The sequence below is a fragment of the Meridianimarinicoccus marinus genome (assembly GCF_040689105.1).
In the GTDB taxonomy this organism is placed as follows: domain Bacteria; phylum Pseudomonadota; class Alphaproteobacteria; order Rhodobacterales; family Rhodobacteraceae; genus Meridianimarinicoccus; species Meridianimarinicoccus marinus.
In genome coordinates this window covers 1-17,430 of the sequence record NZ_JBFBVU010000033.1, presented here as the reverse complement: position 1 = coordinate 17,430, position 17,430 = coordinate 1, and the positions used below count along the sequence as shown (strand labels likewise).

Genomic DNA, 17,430 nt, shown 5'->3' with positions numbered 1-17,430 from the left:
CTTGTCCAATCCTTGGCAGAGTTACCTAACGGGACCACCCTAAAGTTTTCATTTCGGTGCTTTTTTGTGCAGATCGACGCGAAAGGGCTATTTCGCAAGCTCCATTGCCAGCATTTCGGCCATGAATTTTCCTTGCGACGGCGGCGTCACCCCGCCAAACCCCATGCGCCGGCCCAGGCACCACCACAGGCCCGGTTGCCAGCCGCGCGGCAGTTTTTCCTTCAGGACGAGCAGAAATCCGTTCGACGGCTTGAAGGCAAAGGTGCCGCGTTCGACCTTTTCGATGTTGTCCAGCCGCACAAGGCAATGCCCGGTGTCGTCAAACAGTCCTTCCGGGGTCAGAAGGATGCTGCCCGCCGTGGCCTGCCAGAACCGCACGCTCAGCCACAGGGCCAGCCCACCCATCCCCAGCATGTAGATCTGCCAGCCGATGGAGGCCGGTGGCTTGGTCAGGCCGATCCACAGCAGCAGCCCGCCGATCGACAGAAGGACAAAACCGGCCATGTAGCGGCGCGGGACCGAAGCGTTGAGCGTGGCGATGGGTTGGGGGGTCATACAAGGGTCCTGTCAGGAAATGGGATGGGGTCAGCCGCGCATCGCGCCAACGGCGCCACGGGTCATTTCCCAGTAGATGTCCGCGACCTTCTCGCGGCTCAGATCACCGCCATCCTTGAACCAGGTCTGAACCCCGGTCAACATGGCGATGACACCATAGGCGGCGACTTTCGGATCGGAGATTGACACCAGACGCGCCGCCTTGGCCCGGCGCAGGATATCGGTCAGCGATTCCTCATAGGCCTTTCGGCGGGCCAGAAGCGCCTCTAGGTTCTCGGGGTCGAGGTTGCGCAACTCCATATAGGCGATAAACACGGCCTCGCGTCGTTCCAGGTGAAAGCGGACATGGAAGCGGGTGAAGGCTTCCAACTCGGCCAGCGGATCGCCGGTCGGGTGTGGTTCGTCCTCCCAGGCCTGCAACACCTCGTCCATATGGGTGCGCATCAGGTCGAACAGCAGGCTCTGCTTGTCGGGGATGTAGTTGTACAGGGCGCCAGCCTGCACCCCCACCTCGGACGCGATCTGGCGCATCGACACCGCCGCGTACCCATGGCGCGCGAAAAGCCGCTGCGCCGTGCTCAGCACGCGCGGTCCGGTGACGCCGCCGAAGGATCCTGCTGTTCTTGCCATGGTTGCCGTTGTAACGGTGTGACAGGTAAGGGCCAAGAGGTGAACGGATGTTCATAACCAGAATGTTCGGCAGTGTGGGGATCGCGGTGGCGCTGGCGGCTTGTGCCCCCGAGGGTTATGACGACAACCCGCTGTTCGCGCCGCCCGAAACGTTGGAAGTGCCCGAGATCCGCTCGACGCTTGCCGTGCTGGACGCCAACCCGGCCGATACCGACCCTGGCGCGATCGAGACCGAGCTGACTGCGCGCGGCGATGACCTGCGCCGCCGGGCCGAGGATTTGCGCAACGCGCCCTGAGCCCGGCGCACCGCCGCGGTCCTGCCGGTGACATCGCGTTGCAGTCATCGCCGGAAGCGGCTAACAGCGCGGTCACGCGACGGCAGTTGAGGAATAATCATGAGCCAGCCCCTTCGTCTTGGAATTGCAGGTCTGGGCACCGTCGGCACCGGCGTGGTCAAGATCGTCCAGCAACATGCCGCCCTGCTGTCGGCGCGCTGCGGACGCCCGATCACCATCTCGGCCGTCTCCGCACGTACCCGCCACAAGGAACGCGGCGTCGATCTGTCGACCTATGGCTGGGAAGACGATCCGGTCGCGCTGGCCAAGCGCGACGACGTGGATGTGGTGGTCGAACTGATGGGCGGCGAAGACGGCCCGGCCAAGGCCTCGACCGAGGCCGCGCTGCACGCCTGCAAGGACGTGGTCACCGCCAACAAGGCGATGCTGGCGGTGCACGGGCAGGAACTGGCGGAACTGGCCGAGGCCAATGGCTGCGTGCTGCGCTACGAGGCCGCCGTTGCCGGTGGCATCCCGGTGGTCAAGGCGTTGACCGAAGGCCTGGCCGGCAACAAGGTCACCCGGATCATGGGCGTGATGAACGGCACTTGCAATTACATCCTGACCCGAATGGAAAAGGCTGGCCTGAGCTATGACGAGGTGTTCAAGGAAGCCTCGGATCTGGGCTATCTGGAAGCCGACCCGACCCTGGACGTGGGCGGCATCGACGCGGGTCACAAGCTGGCGCTGCTGTCGGCAGTGGCTTTCGGCACCAAGGTCAATTTCGACGGCGTGCATCTGGAAGGCATCGACCGCATCACCATCGAGGACATCAACCGCGCCTCGGACATGGGCTTCCGCGTCAAGCTGTTGGGCGTGGCCCAGATGACCGGGCGCGGGCTGGTCCAGCGCATGACGCCCTGTCTCGTGCCCAAGGGCTCGCCGCTGGGACGGCTGGAACGGGCCACCAACATGGTGGTGATCGAAGGCGACAGCTGCGGCCAGATCGTGCTGCGCGGCGCGGGCGCGGGCGAAGGCCCGACGGCCTCGGCCGTAATGTCCGACGTCATCGATATTGCCCGCGGTCTGCGGATGCCGGTCTTCGGACAGCCTGCCACCAGTCTTGCGGATGCCCCCGCCGCCACCAGCGCGGCCCCGGCCCCGTTCTACCTGCGCCTGAGCCTGCTGGACAAGCCGGGCGCCCTGGCCAAGATCGCCACCACGTTGGGCGATGTCGGGGTCTCGATCGACCGGATGCGTCAGTATGGCCACGCCGAAGGCAGCGCCCCGGTGCTAATCGTCACCCATAAAACCACGCGCGATGCGCTGGATCAGGCGCTGTCCCGGTTCGACGCCACCGGCGTTCTGGCCGAACAGCCGGTCGCCATCCGCATCGAAGAAGTATAACCAGTTCACCAGCCCTGCCCCGCAAGGCGCCAGACAAGCAAGACAAGGACCGTTCCATGGCCACACCCAGAGATTTCAACGACCGCATGCTTTCGCTGGGCCTCGCCCGGGTATCGGAAGCCGCCGCCATGGCCTCGGCCAAGCTGATCGGACGCGGAGACGAGAAAGCCGCCGACCAGGCCGCGGTCAACGCCATGCGCACGCAGCTGAACATGCTCGACATTGCCGGCGTCGTGGTCATCGGCGAAGGCGAACGGGACGAAGCCCCGATGCTGTATATCGGCGAGGAAGTCGGCACCGGCGAAGGCCCGCCCGTGGATATCGCGCTGGACCCGCTGGAAGGCACCACGCTGACCGCCAAGGACATGCCCAACGCGCTGACCGTGATCGCCATGGGGCCGCGCGGCTCGATGCTGCACGCCCCCGACGTCTACATGGACAAGCTGGCCATCGGGCCGGGCTTCGCCCCCGACACCGTGACCATGGACATGTCGCCCGCCGAACGCGTCGCGGCGCTGGCCAAGGCCAAGAACTGCGATCCTTCCGACATCACTGTCTGCGCGCTGGAACGTCCGCGCCATGACGACATGGTCGCCGAACTGCGCACCACCGGCTGCGCCATCCGCCTGATCACCGATGGCGATGTGGCCGGTGTGATCCATTGCGCCGAAGCCGCCGTGACCGGCATCGACATGTACATGGGATCCGGTGGCGCGCCCGAAGGCGTTCTGGCCGCGGCGGCCCTGAAATGCATGGGCGGCCAGATCTACGGCCAGTTGATGTTCCGCAACGATGACGAGCGTGGCCGCGCCGCCAAGGCCGGCATCACCGATCTGGACAAGGTCTATACACGCGACGAACTGGTCACCGACGACGTGATCTTCGCCGCCACCGGGGTCACCGACGGCTCGCTCGTGGCCGGTCTGAAGCGCGAAGTGGGCTATCTGACCACCGAGACCCTGCTGATGCGCTCAAAAACCGGCTCGGTGCGGCGCATGATCTATCGCAATCCCACCGTCTGAGGTGTCTGACCCGAACGGGTTTCTGGGCGTCACCCGGTCCCTGACCGGGCGGCGCTGGCTCGGGCCGCCACCCGATCTGCAACGCGCGGCGGAAACGCTGCACCAGCGCGCCGGCCTGCCCTTGCCGGTCTGCGCGGTCCTGGCACGGCGCGGCGTCGCCCCCGAAGATGCAGAAACCTTCCTGGCGCCAAAGCTGAAGGACCTTCTGCCCGATCCACGCGTGCTGAAGGACATGGAAACCGCCGCCGCGGTGTTCCTGAAGGCCGCCAACGCCGGGGCGCGGATCGCCATCTTTGCCGATTACGACGTGGATGGCGGATCCTCCGCTGCCCTGCTGCTGCGCTGGCTGCGGGCCATCGGACAAGCGGCGACCCTCTATGTGCCCGACCGCATCGACGAAGGCTACGGCCCCAACCCCGAGGCCATGTCCAGCCTCGCCGCCGACCATGACCTGATCGTCTGCGTTGATTGCGGCACGCTCTCTCATGACGCGCTGGCCGCGGCCACGGCCGCCGAGGTCATCGTGCTCGACCATCACCTGGGCGGCGAAACCCTGCCCCCGGCCTGCGCCGTGGTGAACCCCAACCGCCAGGACGAAACCGGCGATCTGGCCCATCTTTGCGCGGCCAGCGTGGTCTTCCTGATGCTGGTCGAGGTCAACCGCCAGATGCGCGCTGCCGGGCAAAAGGGCCCCGACCTGATGGCACTGCTGGACCTTGTAGCGCTGGCCACCGTGGCCGATGTGGCGCCCCTGATCGGGGTCAACCGGGCGCTGGTGCGACAGGGTCTGAAGGTCATGGGTCAGCGTCGCAACCTTGGCCTTGTGGCACTTGGCGATGTGGCGCGGTTGGACACGGCACCCGCCAGCTATCACCTGGGCTTCGTCTTCGGCCCGCGCATCAATGCCGGCGGACGGGTCGGCACCGCCGATCTGGGCGCGCGACTGCTGGCCACGGACGATCCGCAAGAGGCCGCCGGGCTGGCCGCCCGCCTCGACCAACTCAACAGCGACCGCCGCGAAATCGAGGCCCGCGTCCGCGAGGCCGCCATGGCGCAGGCCGAAGCCCGCGGGTTCGATGCACCGCTGGTCTGGGCCGCCGGCGACGGCTGGCATCCGGGCGTCGTCGGCATCGTCGCCGCCCGCTTGAAAGAGGCCACCAACCGCCCCGCCGTGGTCATCGGCTTCGATGGCGACGCGGGCAAGGGCTCGGGCCGCTCGATCTCCGGCGTCGATCTTGGTGCCTCGATCCACCGGATCGCGGCGCGGGGGCTGCTGGAAAAGGGCGGCGGGCACAAGATGGCCGCCGGTCTCAGCCTCAGCCGCGCGCAACTGGAACCGGCCATGGCGGCCCTGTCGGAGCTTCTGGAAAAACAGGGGGCGGGCCGCGCCGGTCCGGGTGATCTGAAACTGGATGCGATGCTCATGCCGGGTGCCGCCACACCGGATCTTGTCACCGCGCTGGAGCAGGCCGGCCCCTTCGGCGCCAGCGCCCCGGCACCGCGCTTTGCCCTGCCCGATTGCCTGGTCACCTATGCCCGCCGGGTCGGCCAGAGCCACTTGAAACTGACGCTGGGCGATGACATGGGCGCGCGCATGGACGCCATCTGCTTCGGCGCTTTCGAGAGCGATCTCGGCCCCGCGATCGAGGCGCGCACCGGTGCCCGCCTCCACGTCGCCGGCCGGCTGGAAATCAACACCTGGCGCGGCCGGGAGACGGTGCAATTGCGCCTTGAAGATGCCGCCTTGCCCAGCTGAAAAAAACCGGTTTTCCCATGATTTTCCCCTTGCGTGCCCGGGCCGGTTTTCCTAAATACCGCCCCACGCCAAGCACGGTCCGTTCGTCTATCGGTTAGGACGCCAGGTTTTCAACCTGGAAAGAGGGGTTCGATTCCCCTACGGACTGCCACTTCCCCTCGCACACCTGTCTTGAACCCCGTCCCGTCGACCTGCGTGGCGATCTTTTTCTTGGCAAAAATACTCAATATCACCCGCGCGCCACCGGTGCCGCACTTCGGGCAGCAGCGCATCGCACGCCACGGGAACGCTCCCCGGAAAAACCCCGAAATCCACTTACATGAGGGGTTGCGCCGGTACCGCCCAGCCGATAGAGAGCCTCTCACGCCAAGCGCGGTCCGTTCGTCTATCGGTTAGGACGCCAGGTTTTCAACCTGGAAAGAGGGGTTCGATTCCCCTACGGACTGCCACTTCCCCCTCCGTCAAAGCCTCCAGAACCGCGCCGACCCTGCGCGCCTGCATGTCCCAATCGGGCAGCTTTAGACCGGCACGGTCTGACGCCGACGCCATCGCCTGGCGCATCCCGGCCTCGCAAAGAACCCGGCGCAGCGCTTCGGCAAAGGCGCGGTCATCCTCCGCCTCCACCAGCAGCCCCGCCTGCCCCGGTACGGTGTCAGGCACCGCGCCGACACGGCAGCTTACGATGGGCAACCCGTGGACAAGCGCCTCGGCAAAGACCATGCCATAACCCTCGTACCTTGTAGCCAACGCAAATACCCGCGCGGCCCGGTACAGGTCCTGCACCTCGTCGTCCGAAAGCAGACCGGCCAGACGCACCCGGTCGGTCACCCCCAGATCGCCGCGCAACTGCACCAGCGCCCGCGCCACTGGTGCCTCATGCGCCCGCCCGACGATCACCGCCTGCCAGTCCAGATCGGTGAGCCGCGCCAGGGCACGCAGCAGCACGTCATGCCCCTTGCGCGCGGCCTGAAGACCCACAGACAGGATCAGCGGCGGTTCCGCCTTGCTCACTGCCGTCTGAGCGGAACGGATCACCCCCGGCTCCACCACCGTCAGCTTGGCCTCCGGCACCCCGTAGTCCGCCATCAGGACACGGGCGGTGTGCGGACTGGGCACCAGGATGTGACGGGCCAGCGCCAGATTGTCCCGCTCGCGCGCGACCAGCGCGGCGGCCACCTCGGGCGCGAGACCGGTCTCCAGCGCCAGCGGGTGGTGCACCAGCGCCACCAGCGGCGCCGCCACCGCCGCCAGCATGTCCGTGTCCATCGCGCCGTAGGCCAGCCCGTCGACGATCACCGGACAATCGGGCGGCAGAGCGGCAAGCGCCGCCTGGGCCTTTGCCTGTTCGGTGGCATCCGGATGCGGAAACCCGTCCGGCAGGCGGATCAGGCGCATGTCCCAACCGGCCCCGCGCAGCGCCGCCATCAGGCGGGCATCGTACAGGTAGCCGCCGGTTTTGGTCGTAATGTCTCCGGGCACCGCAAGCGCCGCATGTCTGGGGGGCATGATCCTTCTCCTGTCGGCAGGCGCCTGCGCCGATCCGCGAAACGCCTGAGGTTGCAGCATTTCCCGGCCCGGAAGTGCCTGCAAGGGGTCAACTGCGCGTGATCTCGCCGGCTCTGTCGGAAATGTCATCAGGCTTGGCTTGCATTGAAGGCCGCTTCCGTCATGACATCTATCAACATCCGCGTCGCGTTCCAGACGCGGGACGCAATCACAGGACGATCCGTTTGGCCATTACCGATCCCAGTCTTTCCGTGTCCGGCCCCGCCAGCCCGTCCGGCGCCACACTGAATACAATCGTCCAGCGCCGCCGCCTGCTGGTGCTGGCCCTGAACACGGCAACCGTGCTGGTATTGCTGGCCGCCATGGGGCGCTTGCTGGCCTTCAACGGGGTCTCCGCTCTGGAATGGGCGATGCTGGGGGCCTACGCGCTGACCCTGCCCTGGCTCAGCATCGGCTTCTGGAACGCGATCATCGGCCTGTATCTGGACCTGCGCCACCGGGATGCAGCGGGCCATGTCACCCCGCAACTGCGGCGCACCGATCCCGACGCCCCCATCACCCTGCGCTGCGCCATCATCATGCCCCTGCGCAATGAATCCGCCGAAAGCGCGCTGGCCGGGTTCGAGGCCGTCCAGCGTGATCTGGCCCGCACCCCCTGGGCCGGTCAGTTCGAGTTCCACGTGCTCAGCGACACCAACCTGCCCGCCATCGCCGCCGCCGAGCGTCAGCGCGTGGACGGCTGGCGGGCCCGCGCGCCGGGTGCCCGGATCTTCTATCGCCAGCGTCTGGACAACAGCGGCTTCAAGGCCGGCAACATCGCCGAATTCCTGTCCCGCTGTGGCGACGATCACGACCTGTTCCTGCCACTGGATGCCGACAGCGTCATGGGTGCCAGCGCCGTCCTGCGCCTGGTGCGCGTGATGGAAGCCAACCCCGAGCTGGGACTTCTGCAAGGGCTGGTGGTCGGCCGCCCGGCGCAGAGCTTCTTCACCCGCGCCTTCCAGTTCGGCATGCGCCATGGCATGCGCAGCTTCACCCTCGGCTCGGCATGGTGGCAGGCCGATTGCGGCCCTTACTGGGGCCACAACGCGGTGGTGCGCACCGCGCCGTTCCGCGACAATTGCATGTTGCCGGTTCTGCCCGGCAAGGGGCCGCTTTCGGGCCATATCCTGAGCCACGACCAGGTCGAAGCCGCCCTGATGCGCCGCGCCGGGTACGAGGTGCGGGTGCTGGCGGAAGAAGATGAAAGCTTTGAGGAAAACCCGCCCAGCCTGACCGATTTCATCCTGCGCGAGTTGCGCTGGTGTAACGGCAACTTCCAGTATTTCCGCCTTCTGGGCACGCCCGGCCTGAAGCCCGTCAGCCGCCTGCAACTGGGGCTTGCGATCCTGATGTATCTGACCGCGCCGGCGTGGATGGCCTTCATCCTGATGGGCGCGGTTCTGGCCGGCGGCAGCAGCCAGTTGACCGGGGTGCCCTTCGGCTACGGGCTGGCGCTGTTTGCCGCGATCATGACCCTCAACCTGTTTCCCAAGATCATGGGACTGGCGCAGGTCTGGCTGAACCGGGGCGAAGCGCGCCGCTATGGCGGACGCGCCCGCGTCGTCACCTCGGGTCTGCTGGAACTGGCGCTGTCGATGCTGACCGCCCCGGCGGTGGCTTTCTCGATCTCGATCTTCGCCGTGGGGCTACTGTTCGGACGCCGCATCCAGTGGCGTGCCCAGACCCGCGAGCGTTACCGGCTGGGCTGGGACGAGGCCACGCGGATGCTCTGGCCGCAGACCCTCACCGGCATCGGGCTGAGCCTGTTTCTGGCCAGCACCGCACCCTGGGCGATGATTTTCGGCGCCCCGGTGCTGCTGGCCCTGACTTTCGCGATCCCGATCGCGGTGCTGACCACCCTGCCCGCTTGCGGCGCGTGGTCGATCCGCAACGGCATCTTCGACATCCCCGAGGATGACCACAGGCACCGCCACGAGACGCGCCCCGAAATTCTGAAAGCCGCCTGACTGCCCAAGGAGACCTTCCCATGAAACGCCTCGCCCTTCTCGCCCTCGCAACGGTTCTGCCGCTGACCGCACAGGCCGAAATGGCGCGATACTCGGTGGATCCCGAACATGTGGTGGTGGCCTTCCTGGTGAAACACATGGGCTATGCCAATGTGCTGGGCCGGTTTACCGAGGTGTCGGGAGGGTTCGAATTCGATCCAGTCAGCACGGAATTGAGCGCGGTGGAGGTGACCGTCGAAGCGGCGTCGCTGCAAAGCGACGACCCGGCGCGCGACGGTCATGTGCGCAGCAAGGATTTCCTGGCGGCCGAAGCCCATCCGACCTTCACCTTCACTGCCCAAGGCGGCACCGCGATCACCGAAACCACCGGCACCGTCGATGGCACGCTGACCCTGCGCGGCGTCAGCCAGCCGCTGACCCTGGACGTGACGCTGAACCAGATCGCCGTCTACCCGTTCGGACACCGCAAGCAGACCGTGGGCATTTCGGCGCGCGGAATGGTGAAACGGTCGGAGTTCGGGATGGACTATGGCATCGCCAACGGGCTGGTCGCCGACGAGGTCTATCTGATCATCGAGGCCGAGGGCATCCGGCAGGATTGATCCTTCTGGCCCCGTGTGGCCTCAGTCCAGCGTGCGGGCGTTGGCGAAGACCTGGTCGATGGCGGCCTGCGTGCCCTTCGAGAACTCCAGCGGACAGGGATAGGCCGCACCGGTCAGAACCGAAGCGTTGAACGCCGCGACCTGCAATTCATACTGCCGCGCCCCACCGAACCGGTGGACCTGTGTCTCGGCCCCGCCGCGCTGAACTTCGACCTTGGCCTCGCCGAATACCTGCGCGTTGAACGGCGTGGTCAGCCGCAGCGTGCCGCTGCGTCCGTAGAACACCATTTCCTGCGCCGGCGACAGGCGGGTTGACACCACGGCGTGATAGGTGAAGCCCGGAAACTGCGCGTCGATCTGGCTGAACACGTCATAGCCGTTTTCCCAGCGGATGGCCGACCGGATCTCGCCGGGTTCCTTGCCGGTGGCGAAGCGCGCCCCGCCCATGACATAGCAGCCGATATCGCGCAGGGCGCCGCCGCCGGTATTGGCCTTGTTGCGGATGTTGTCCGGATCGGGGTTGTCGAAACAGAACATGCCCGACACATGCACCAGATCGCCGATGGCCCCGGCCTTGATCTGGTCGCGGGCGAATTGCCACTGCGGGTGATGCACGATCATATAGGCCTCGGCGGCCAGCAAGCCGCTGTCGTCGCGCGCTGCTATGAGTTGGTCGATTTCCTCGGCCTGCATCGAGATCGGCTTTTCGGTGAGCACATGCTTGCCCGCCGCCAGCGTCTTCAGGGTCCAGTCCACATGCATCGTGTTGGGCAGTGGAATATAGACGGCGTCGATGGCCGGATCGGCCAGAAGCGCGTCATAGCTGTCGTGGACTGTCAGATCGGGCGCGATGGCCCGAAACCCGTCAGCCTTGTCGGCAGAACGCGTCGCCAATGCGGCCAGCTTGCCGCCCGGTGCCAGATGCAGCGCAGGCGCCATGAAGTTGCGGGCGAATTGCGCGGCGCCAAGGACACCCCAGGAAACGTGAGACATGAGAAACCCCCTGTTTTACGCCAAGTGTTAGACGCTAACAGGGGGCAATGGCAACGGCTAGATCGCCGTCAGCCCTTTCTTCTGGGCCAGATCCTTCATGCGCTTTTGCAGCTTTTCAAACGCCCGCACCTCGATCTGGCGGATCCGTTCGCGGCTGACGTCATACTGCCCAGAAAGCTCTTCCAGCGTCACCGGGCGATCCTGCAGACGCCGCTGCACAAGGATATCCTTCTCGCGCTCGTTCAGCGCGTCCATGGCTTCTTCCAGAAGTTCGCGCCGAACCGCCAGTTCGTCGGCTTCTTCATAGCTGCCGGCCTGATCGGCGGTTTCATCCTCCAGCCAGTCCTGCCACTGGGTCGCGCTGTCATCCTCGGATCCGACCATGGCGTTCAGAGAGGCATCGCCGCCCGACATCCGGCGGTTCATCGAGATGACCTCATCTTCGGTCACATTCAGATCATTGGCGATGCGCTTGACGTTCTCGGGCCGCAGGTCGCCGTCTTCCAGCGCTCCGATGCGGGCCTTGGCCTTGCGCAGGTTGAAGAACAATTTCTTTTGGCCTGACGTGGTGCCCAGCTTCACCAGCGACCACGACCGCAGGATGTATTCCTGGATCGACGCGCGGATCCACCACATGGCGTAGGTGGCCAGACGGAACCCCTTTTCCGGATCAAACCGCTTGACCGCCTGCATCAGGCCGACGTTGGCTTCCGAGATCACCTCGGCCTGCGGCAGCCCGTAGCCGCGATAGCCCATGGCGATCTTGGCGGCGAGTCGCAGGTGCGATGTCACCATCTTGTGGGCGGCCTCGGTGTCCTGATCCTCGACCCACCGTTTGGCCAGCATGTATTCCTCTTCCGGTTCCAGCATCGGAAAATGCCGGATCTCCTGAAGATACCGGTTCAGCCCCTGTTCGGGAGACGGCGCGGGAAGATTGGCAAACTTGTTCAACTGGACGGTCCCTATCTTTTTATGTTTCGCTCTTTTACATTAAATGGTGGCGCAATCATGGCGGATCAAGATGTTTCGCCGATGTTCACGACCCCGTCATGTCCCTGAAGGCGCAGAGAGCTGGTGTTCCAGCTGCAACATATCTTCGGGTAATTCTGCGGAAAAGCTTAACATCTCATGGCTCACGGGATGTTCAAATCCAAGTGTCGCGGCGTGAAGAGCCTGACGTGGAAATGCATCGGCGGCAGCGCGGGCCTCGGGCGGGAAGCCCTTTTTCGGCAACCGCCGGCGCGCGCCATAGGTCTGATCGCCCAGCAACGCGTGCCCGGCATAGGCCATGTGCACCCGGATCTGATGGGTCCGCCCGGTTTCCAGCCAGCATTCCACGCGCGCCGCGCCGGCCGGGTCGCCGAAGCTGTTGGTCACGCGGGCGCGGGTAATGGCGTGGCGCCCGCCATTGGCCAGCACCGCCTGTTTCTGCCGTTCGGTCCGATGGCGGCCGATCTGGGTGGTCAGCCGCAGGATACCGCCGGGCTCAAACCCGACACCGCGCAGCCCGCGCAGGCGCGGATCGCCCGCATCCGGCACGCCATGCACGAAGGCCACGTAGCGGCGGTTGACCGTATGCGCCTCGAATTGCGCGGCCAGCCCGTGATGGGCACGGTCGCTTTTGGCCACGACCAGCAGGCCCGAGGTGTCCTTGTCGATGCGGTGCACGATGCCGGGCCGCTTTTCACCGCCCACGCCCGACAGCTTGTCGCCGAAATGGTGCAGCAGGGCGTTGACCAGCGTGCCGCCCGGCGAGCCCGGTGCGGGATGCACCACCATGCCCACGGGCTTGTTGACGACGATCAGATCGTCATCCTCGAACAGGATCTCCAGCGGGATGTCCTCGGGCCGGGTTTCGACCTCGGCCGGGGCTTCGACCAGCACGGTGATCTCGTCGCCCTCGGCCACCTTCGCCTTGGGATCGGACAGCACCGTTCCGGCCCGCCGGACCGCGCCCTCTCCGATCAGCCGCGCCAGTCGCGACCGGCTGAGCGCCGCCGTTTCCGGCACGTCGCGGGCAAGCGCCTTGTCCAGCCGTTTCGGCGGGTCGGCGGAGATGATCACGGTGATGGCCTGCGGCTGGGTCATATGGGGTCCTTGACGGGGTGGTCAGCCGTACCGCCGGGACATATGCGACGCAAGCAATCTTGACCCGGATATGTAAACATTTGATCGGGGGCGACTGGTGAAAACCGGTTTTGACGCGTATCAAGGCGCACAAAGAAACAAGGCAGTAAATGACGGGCATGGTGGACAACAGCGACGCAGCCGGGCCGGAGCCCGCCAACCTGCGCTTTCTCAGGATTCTCGTCTCGGTTCTGACCGCGGTGATGATACTGGGAATCGTGACGATCATTGGCTTGATGATCTGGAAATTTTCCGGTGAAACAGCGCCGTCCTTGCCCGATGTTGTCACGCTACCCGACACGGTCACGCTGCCCGATGGCACCGTTCCCATGGCTGTGACCGTTGGCGCCGCATGGTACGCGGTGGTGACCGCGCAGGACGAGATCCTGATATTCGACAAGGCCACCGGCACGCTGCGCCAGCAGGTCAAGATCACGGTGGAGGCGCAATGATCCCCTTGATGTCCGCAATGCTCCGCCCTGCCCTTTGCGGCGTGATCCTTGGGGTTGGCGTGCTCGCTGCCGCCCCCGCCAGCGCGCAAGCGCCGCGTCTGCCAGGATATGTTGGCAGCGACGCCTGCGTCGACTGTCATGACGATGCGTTTGAGGCATGGTCTGGCTCGCATCACGCGCTGGCCTGGACCGCACCGACGCCGGACAACATCCTGGCCGATTTCGACAGCACCAGCTTTTCCCTGAACGGCGAGGTGTCGAAATTCGAACGCACGGGCGACACCTCGTATGTGACGACCCCCGGCCCGGACGGAAAGGACACGCGCTATCCGCTGGCCGGTGTCGTCGGGATCGAGCCCCTGCAGCAGTACCTGCTGGAAACGGCGCCCGGAAAGCTGCAGTCCTTTGACGTGGTCTGGGACACCGAGGCGGGACGCTGGTATCACCTCTATCCGGATCAGGACCTGTCGGCCAGCGATGGCCTGCACTGGACCGGCCCCTACAAGAATTGGAATGCCCGCTGCGCAGAGTGTCATGCCACCGACTATGACAAGGCCTATGATCCGCTCAGCGCGACCTATTCCAGCAGCGCAGCCGAGATCGGCGTCGGCTGCGAGGCCTGCCACGGCCCGTCAGAGGCCCATGCAGAATGGGCCGAGTTGCAGGACAACTTCGATCACGCCGCCTGGACCGAGGTGGACATGAAGGGCTTGACCCTGAACTTCGACGCGCTGGATGCCGCCACCGAAATCTCGCAATGCGCCGGCTGCCATTCGCGCCGTGAGCCTTTCGGCGATCGCAGCCCGGAACCGGGCACGCCGTTCCACGATTCCTATCGGTTGGCGCTGCTGCGCGAGGGCGCCTATCACGCCGACGGCCAGATCCAGGACGAGGTCTATGTCTACGGCTCGTTCCTGCAGTCGAAAATGTACGACAAGGGTGTGCGCTGCACCGATTGCCACGACCCGCATGCCGCAAGGCTGAAAGCGGATGGCAACGCGGTCTGCACCCAGTGTCATTCGACCACCGGCAACAACCGGTTCCCGACCCTGCCGCTGGCCGACTACGACAGCCCCGAGCATCATTTCCATCCCGAAGGCAGCGACGGTGCCCAGTGCAAGTCCTGTCACATGATCGAACGGGTCTACATGGGCACCGACGGCCGCCGCGACCATTCCTTCCGGGTGCCGCGCCCGGATCTGACAGTCGAGATCGGCACGCCCAACGCCTGCAACGACTGCCACACCGACCAAACCGCGGGTTGGGCGGCGCAGGTTCTGGACGAGAAATTCCCTGACAGCGCACATCGCGGCCCGCATTTCGCAACCACCTTTGCCGCCGCACGGGTGGCTCCGGCGACGCAGACCTCGGCGCTGATGGACATCGCGCGGGAAACCTCGATGCCCGGCATCGTGCGTGCCTCGGCGCTGGATCTTCTGGGGCTGGCCAGCACGCCGGACACTGCCGACCGGATGGAACCGCTACTGGGCGACGAGGACCCACTGGTGCGCGCCGCTGCGGTGTCCGTGCAGCGCGGCGCCGAGCCGGTAACGCGGGTGCAAAGGCTTGCCAATCTGCTGGGCGACCCGGTGAAACTGGTGCGGCTGGCAACGGTGCGCGAGTTCCTGGACGCGCCGCCCATGCGCCTGCCCGACCGGCTTCAGCGCAACCTGGAAACCGCCATGTCGGAATGGCAGGACGGGCTGAGCGCCCGCGCGGATTTCCCCGAAACCCAGATGATCCTGGGCGGGCTCGGCCTGACCATGCGCAACATGCCGGCTGCCCTTGCCGCCTTTGGCGAAGCGGTCGAGCAGGATCCGCAACTGGAGGATGCCTGGGTCATGATGATCCGCATTCAGGCGGCCCTGGGCGACACGGCCGGCGCACGTGCAACGGTGCGGCGCGGGCTGATCAAGAACCCCGACAGCGCGATCCTGCGCCAGTACCTGTTGGAACTGCAGCCCTAGGGATCACGGCGGCACGGGTGCTGGACCAGCGTTGCGATACGCCAAAAAAAAATGACCGGACCCGCGATGGCGGATCCGGTCTTTTTCGTTACCTGTCGCACGCTTACGGCGCGCCGACCGGGGCCGTCAGTTTCTCCATCACCTTGTCGAGGCTGAACGAAGCAGCTTCCTGACGCGGCGGGTATTCCTGGAAGGTTTCAAGGAAAGCCCCCACGTACTGCTGTGCCGGCACCAGGAAATAAGCCCGGTCTAGCATCCAATCGTAGAAGGTGTTCGAGGTCCGATAGGCCCGCTCGTAGGGATCGCGGCGCAGGTTGAAAATCAGCGGCACCCGCAGCGGGGTCAGCGGTTCCATCCAGGCGCGCAGCGTGCCCCAGGCTTTCTGTTCCAGGAAGGTGATCTTCCAGTCGTCGAAGCGCAGGGCAGCCAGGTCCCCATCATCGGTGAAGTAGAAGATCTCCCGACGCGGGCTCTTGTCGGTTTCACCGGTCAGCAGCGGCAGGATGTTGTAACCATCCAGATGCACGCGGTAGTCGCGCCCGCCGCCCACTTCGGCCACGGTGACGCCGTCAAGCAGGTCTTCCTTCACCGTCTCGTTGCCAGCCGCCGCAAGGAAAGTCGGCAGCCAGTCCATGTGATGGACGATCTCGTTGACGACACCGCCTTCGGCGATCTTGCCAGGCCAGCGCACCATTGCCGGCACCCGCCAGCCGCCTTCCCACTGGGTGTTCTTCTCACCCCAGAACGGCGTCATCGCGGCATCGGGCCAGGTGTTCATATGCGGACCGTTGTCGGTCGAATAGAACACGATGGTGTTGTCGGCGATGCCAAGCTCGTCGATCTTGTCGAGAAACTGACCGATGTGCAGATCGTGTTCGATCATGCCCGCAGTGTATTCGTCGACATTGCGACCGGCGATCTCGTTGGCCAATTCACGCATTTCAGGTTTCACATGCGTGCGGAAGTGCATCCGGGTGCCCGACCACCAGACGAACCACGGGGTGCCCGAGGCTTCCTGACGCTCGATGAAGTCCAGCGCCGCGGCGACGGTTTCGTCATCGACGGTTTCCATGCGCTTCTTGGTCAGCGGGCCGGTGTCTTCGATATTGCCATCGGCCGAAGACTTGACCACGCCGCGCGGACCGAAGGCCTCGCGGAAGGTCGACCCATCGGGCAGCACCATATCGCCCGGGTAATCCTCGTTCTCTGGCTCTTCCTCGGCGTTCAGGTGATAGAGGTTACCGAAGAACTCGTCGAAGCCGTGGTTGGTTGGCAGATGCTCGTCCCGGTCGCCCAGGTGGTTCTTGCCGAACTGGCCGGTGGCATAGCCCTGGGCCTTCAGCAGACCTGCGATGGTCGGATCTTCGACCTGCATGCCTTCTTCGGCGCCCGGCAGGCCAACCTTGGACAGGCCGGTACGGAACACCGATTGCCCCATGATGAAGGACGATCGCCCGGCGGTGCAGGACTGTTCGCCATAATAATCGGTGAACAACAACCCCTCTTCCGCGATGCGGTCGATGTTGGGCGTGTGATACCCCATCAGCCCGCGTGTATAGGCGGAAATGTTGGACTGACCGACATCGTCGCCCCAGATTACAAGTATGTTCGGCTTTTCGTCCTGCGCCACGGCCATACTGGCCGCGAGGGCCAGCGACACCATTGTCGCTGCTGAAAAGCCGAACCTGACGGCTCTTGGGTGCATTGCAAATTCTCCCTGTTGCTATTTTTTGAAGACTGTCCAGTTGTCCCGGCGCACATCAGCTAGTCAAACTAGGTCGCTTCCGTCTTTTGGCAAAATCCTGACTTCAGAAAAATGTCCCTGACAATAAGAAGCGGTTCGAACGTGCAGCCGGATGGCACCAGACTTTGGGCGTACCCACAACCCAGGCCAACGCGAACTATTGACCGCTCTAGCACCGTGTTTCGGCGTACCCGTGCACATTGGCTTGGAGAATGGCGCAGATCAATCGTCTGTTTCGGGAAACTCGTGCGAGTACGGGGCCGGTTTCACAGACCTTGAGTGCGTCAGTTATCCTGCCCTTTGACGCCTGACCCGCACCGGGTTTGCCGGAGGCTCCAACTCCTGAGTAGGATGGAGCATCATGACAAAGACAACGAACAAGTAT

General features: G+C 65.0%; 15 protein-coding genes and 2 tRNA genes. 10 read left to right on the top strand and 7 right to left on the bottom strand.

Annotated elements, in window-relative coordinates:
* Positions 1-87 precede the first annotated feature (87 nt).
* Together AB0T83_RS17760 and AB0T83_RS17755 are read right to left on the bottom strand one after the other, a co-directional pair.
* The gene (locus AB0T83_RS17760; protein ID WP_366194564.1) at positions 88-555 is read right to left on the bottom strand and encodes a hypothetical protein; all 468 of its coding nucleotides are present in this window, start codon (positions 553-555) and stop codon (positions 88-90) included.
* Between the two features lie 30 nt (positions 556-585).
* Positions 586-1,185: a TetR/AcrR family transcriptional regulator gene (locus AB0T83_RS17755; RefSeq protein WP_366194563.1), complete on the bottom strand. Its 600-nt coding sequence runs from the start codon at positions 1,183-1,185 to the stop codon at positions 586-588.
* Between the two features lie 47 nt (positions 1,186-1,232).
* Here AB0T83_RS17755 and AB0T83_RS17750 point away from each other — a divergent pair, with 47 nt between their 5' ends.
* From AB0T83_RS17750 to AB0T83_RS17725, 6 genes are all read left to right on the top strand, one after another.
* Positions 1,233-1,481 carry a hypothetical protein gene (locus AB0T83_RS17750; RefSeq protein ID WP_366194562.1) on the top strand — a complete coding sequence of 83 codons (249 nt, stop codon included), beginning with the start codon at positions 1,233-1,235 and terminating at the stop codon, positions 1,479-1,481.
* 99 nt (positions 1,482-1,580) lie between these two features.
* On the top strand, positions 1,581-2,867 hold the full coding sequence (locus tag AB0T83_RS17745; RefSeq protein WP_366194561.1) for a homoserine dehydrogenase: 1,287 nt from the start codon (positions 1,581-1,583) through the stop codon (positions 2,865-2,867).
* 56 nt (positions 2,868-2,923) lie between these two features.
* On the top strand, positions 2,924-3,889 hold the full coding sequence (gene glpX, locus AB0T83_RS17740) for a class II fructose-bisphosphatase (protein WP_366194560.1): 966 nt from the start codon (positions 2,924-2,926) through the stop codon (positions 3,887-3,889).
* Position 3,890: 1 nt separating this feature from the next.
* Positions 3,891-5,645 carry a single-stranded-DNA-specific exonuclease RecJ gene (gene recJ, locus AB0T83_RS17735; RefSeq protein ID WP_366194559.1) on the top strand — a complete coding sequence of 585 codons (1,755 nt, stop codon included), beginning with the start codon at positions 3,891-3,893 and terminating at the stop codon, positions 5,643-5,645.
* A gap of 76 nt (positions 5,646-5,721) precedes the next feature.
* Positions 5,722-5,796 (top strand) — tRNA-Glu (locus AB0T83_RS17730).
* A gap of 223 nt (positions 5,797-6,019) precedes the next feature.
* Positions 6,020-6,094, top strand: a tRNA-Glu gene (locus AB0T83_RS17725).
* Here the strand turns inward: AB0T83_RS17725 and AB0T83_RS17720 are convergent.
* Positions 6,054-6,899 (bottom strand): glycosyltransferase family 4 protein, encoded by an 846-nt coding sequence (locus AB0T83_RS17720; protein WP_366194580.1) that lies wholly within the window; start codon positions 6,897-6,899, stop codon positions 6,054-6,056. The genes AB0T83_RS17725 and AB0T83_RS17720 overlap by 41 nt on opposite strands.
* Positions 6,900-7,402: 503 nt before the next feature.
* Between AB0T83_RS17720 and mdoH the strand changes: the two genes are divergently transcribed.
* Positions 7,403-9,160 carry a glucans biosynthesis glucosyltransferase MdoH gene (mdoH, locus tag AB0T83_RS17715; protein ID WP_366194558.1) on the top strand — a complete coding sequence of 586 codons (1,758 nt, stop codon included), beginning with the start codon at positions 7,403-7,405 and terminating at the stop codon, positions 9,158-9,160.
* A 20-nt stretch (positions 9,161-9,180) separates the two neighbouring features.
* A complete protein-coding gene (locus tag AB0T83_RS17710) occupies positions 9,181-9,762 on the top strand; it encodes a YceI family protein (RefSeq protein WP_366194557.1) in 582 nt (193 codons plus the stop codon).
* 21 nt (positions 9,763-9,783) lie between these two features.
* On the opposite strand, the gene AB0T83_RS17705 is transcribed toward AB0T83_RS17710, so the two are convergent.
* The 3 genes from AB0T83_RS17705 to AB0T83_RS17695 all read right to left on the bottom strand — a co-directional run bounded on the left by AB0T83_RS17705 (position 9,784) and on the right by AB0T83_RS17695 (position 12,843).
* The gene (locus AB0T83_RS17705; protein WP_366194556.1) at positions 9,784-10,755 is read right to left on the bottom strand and encodes a Gfo/Idh/MocA family protein; all 972 of its coding nucleotides are present in this window, start codon (positions 10,753-10,755) and stop codon (positions 9,784-9,786) included.
* A gap of 57 nt (positions 10,756-10,812) precedes the next feature.
* Entirely contained in the window at positions 10,813-11,706 is an 894-nt protein-coding gene (gene rpoH / locus AB0T83_RS17700) for an RNA polymerase sigma factor RpoH (RefSeq protein WP_366194555.1), read from the bottom strand.
* A gap of 96 nt (positions 11,707-11,802) precedes the next feature.
* A complete protein-coding gene (locus AB0T83_RS17695; protein ID WP_366194554.1) occupies positions 11,803-12,843 on the bottom strand; it encodes a pseudouridine synthase in 1,041 nt (346 codons plus the stop codon).
* A gap of 158 nt (positions 12,844-13,001) precedes the next feature.
* Between AB0T83_RS17695 and AB0T83_RS17690 the strand changes: the two genes are divergently transcribed.
* A complete protein-coding gene (locus AB0T83_RS17690) occupies positions 13,002-13,334 on the top strand; it encodes a DUF6476 family protein (protein ID WP_366194553.1) in 333 nt (110 codons plus the stop codon).
* A 17-nt stretch (positions 13,335-13,351) separates the two neighbouring features.
* Positions 13,352-15,301, top strand: coding sequence for a multiheme c-type cytochrome (locus AB0T83_RS17685; protein WP_366194552.1), 1,950 nt, complete (start codon positions 13,352-13,354; stop codon positions 15,299-15,301).
* A 103-nt stretch (positions 15,302-15,404) separates the two neighbouring features.
* On the opposite strand, the gene AB0T83_RS17680 is transcribed toward AB0T83_RS17685, so the two are convergent.
* On the bottom strand, positions 15,405-16,964 hold the full coding sequence (locus tag AB0T83_RS17680) for an arylsulfatase (RefSeq protein WP_366194579.1): 1,560 nt from the start codon (positions 16,962-16,964) through the stop codon (positions 15,405-15,407).
* Between the last annotated feature and the right edge of the window lie 466 nt (positions 16,965-17,430).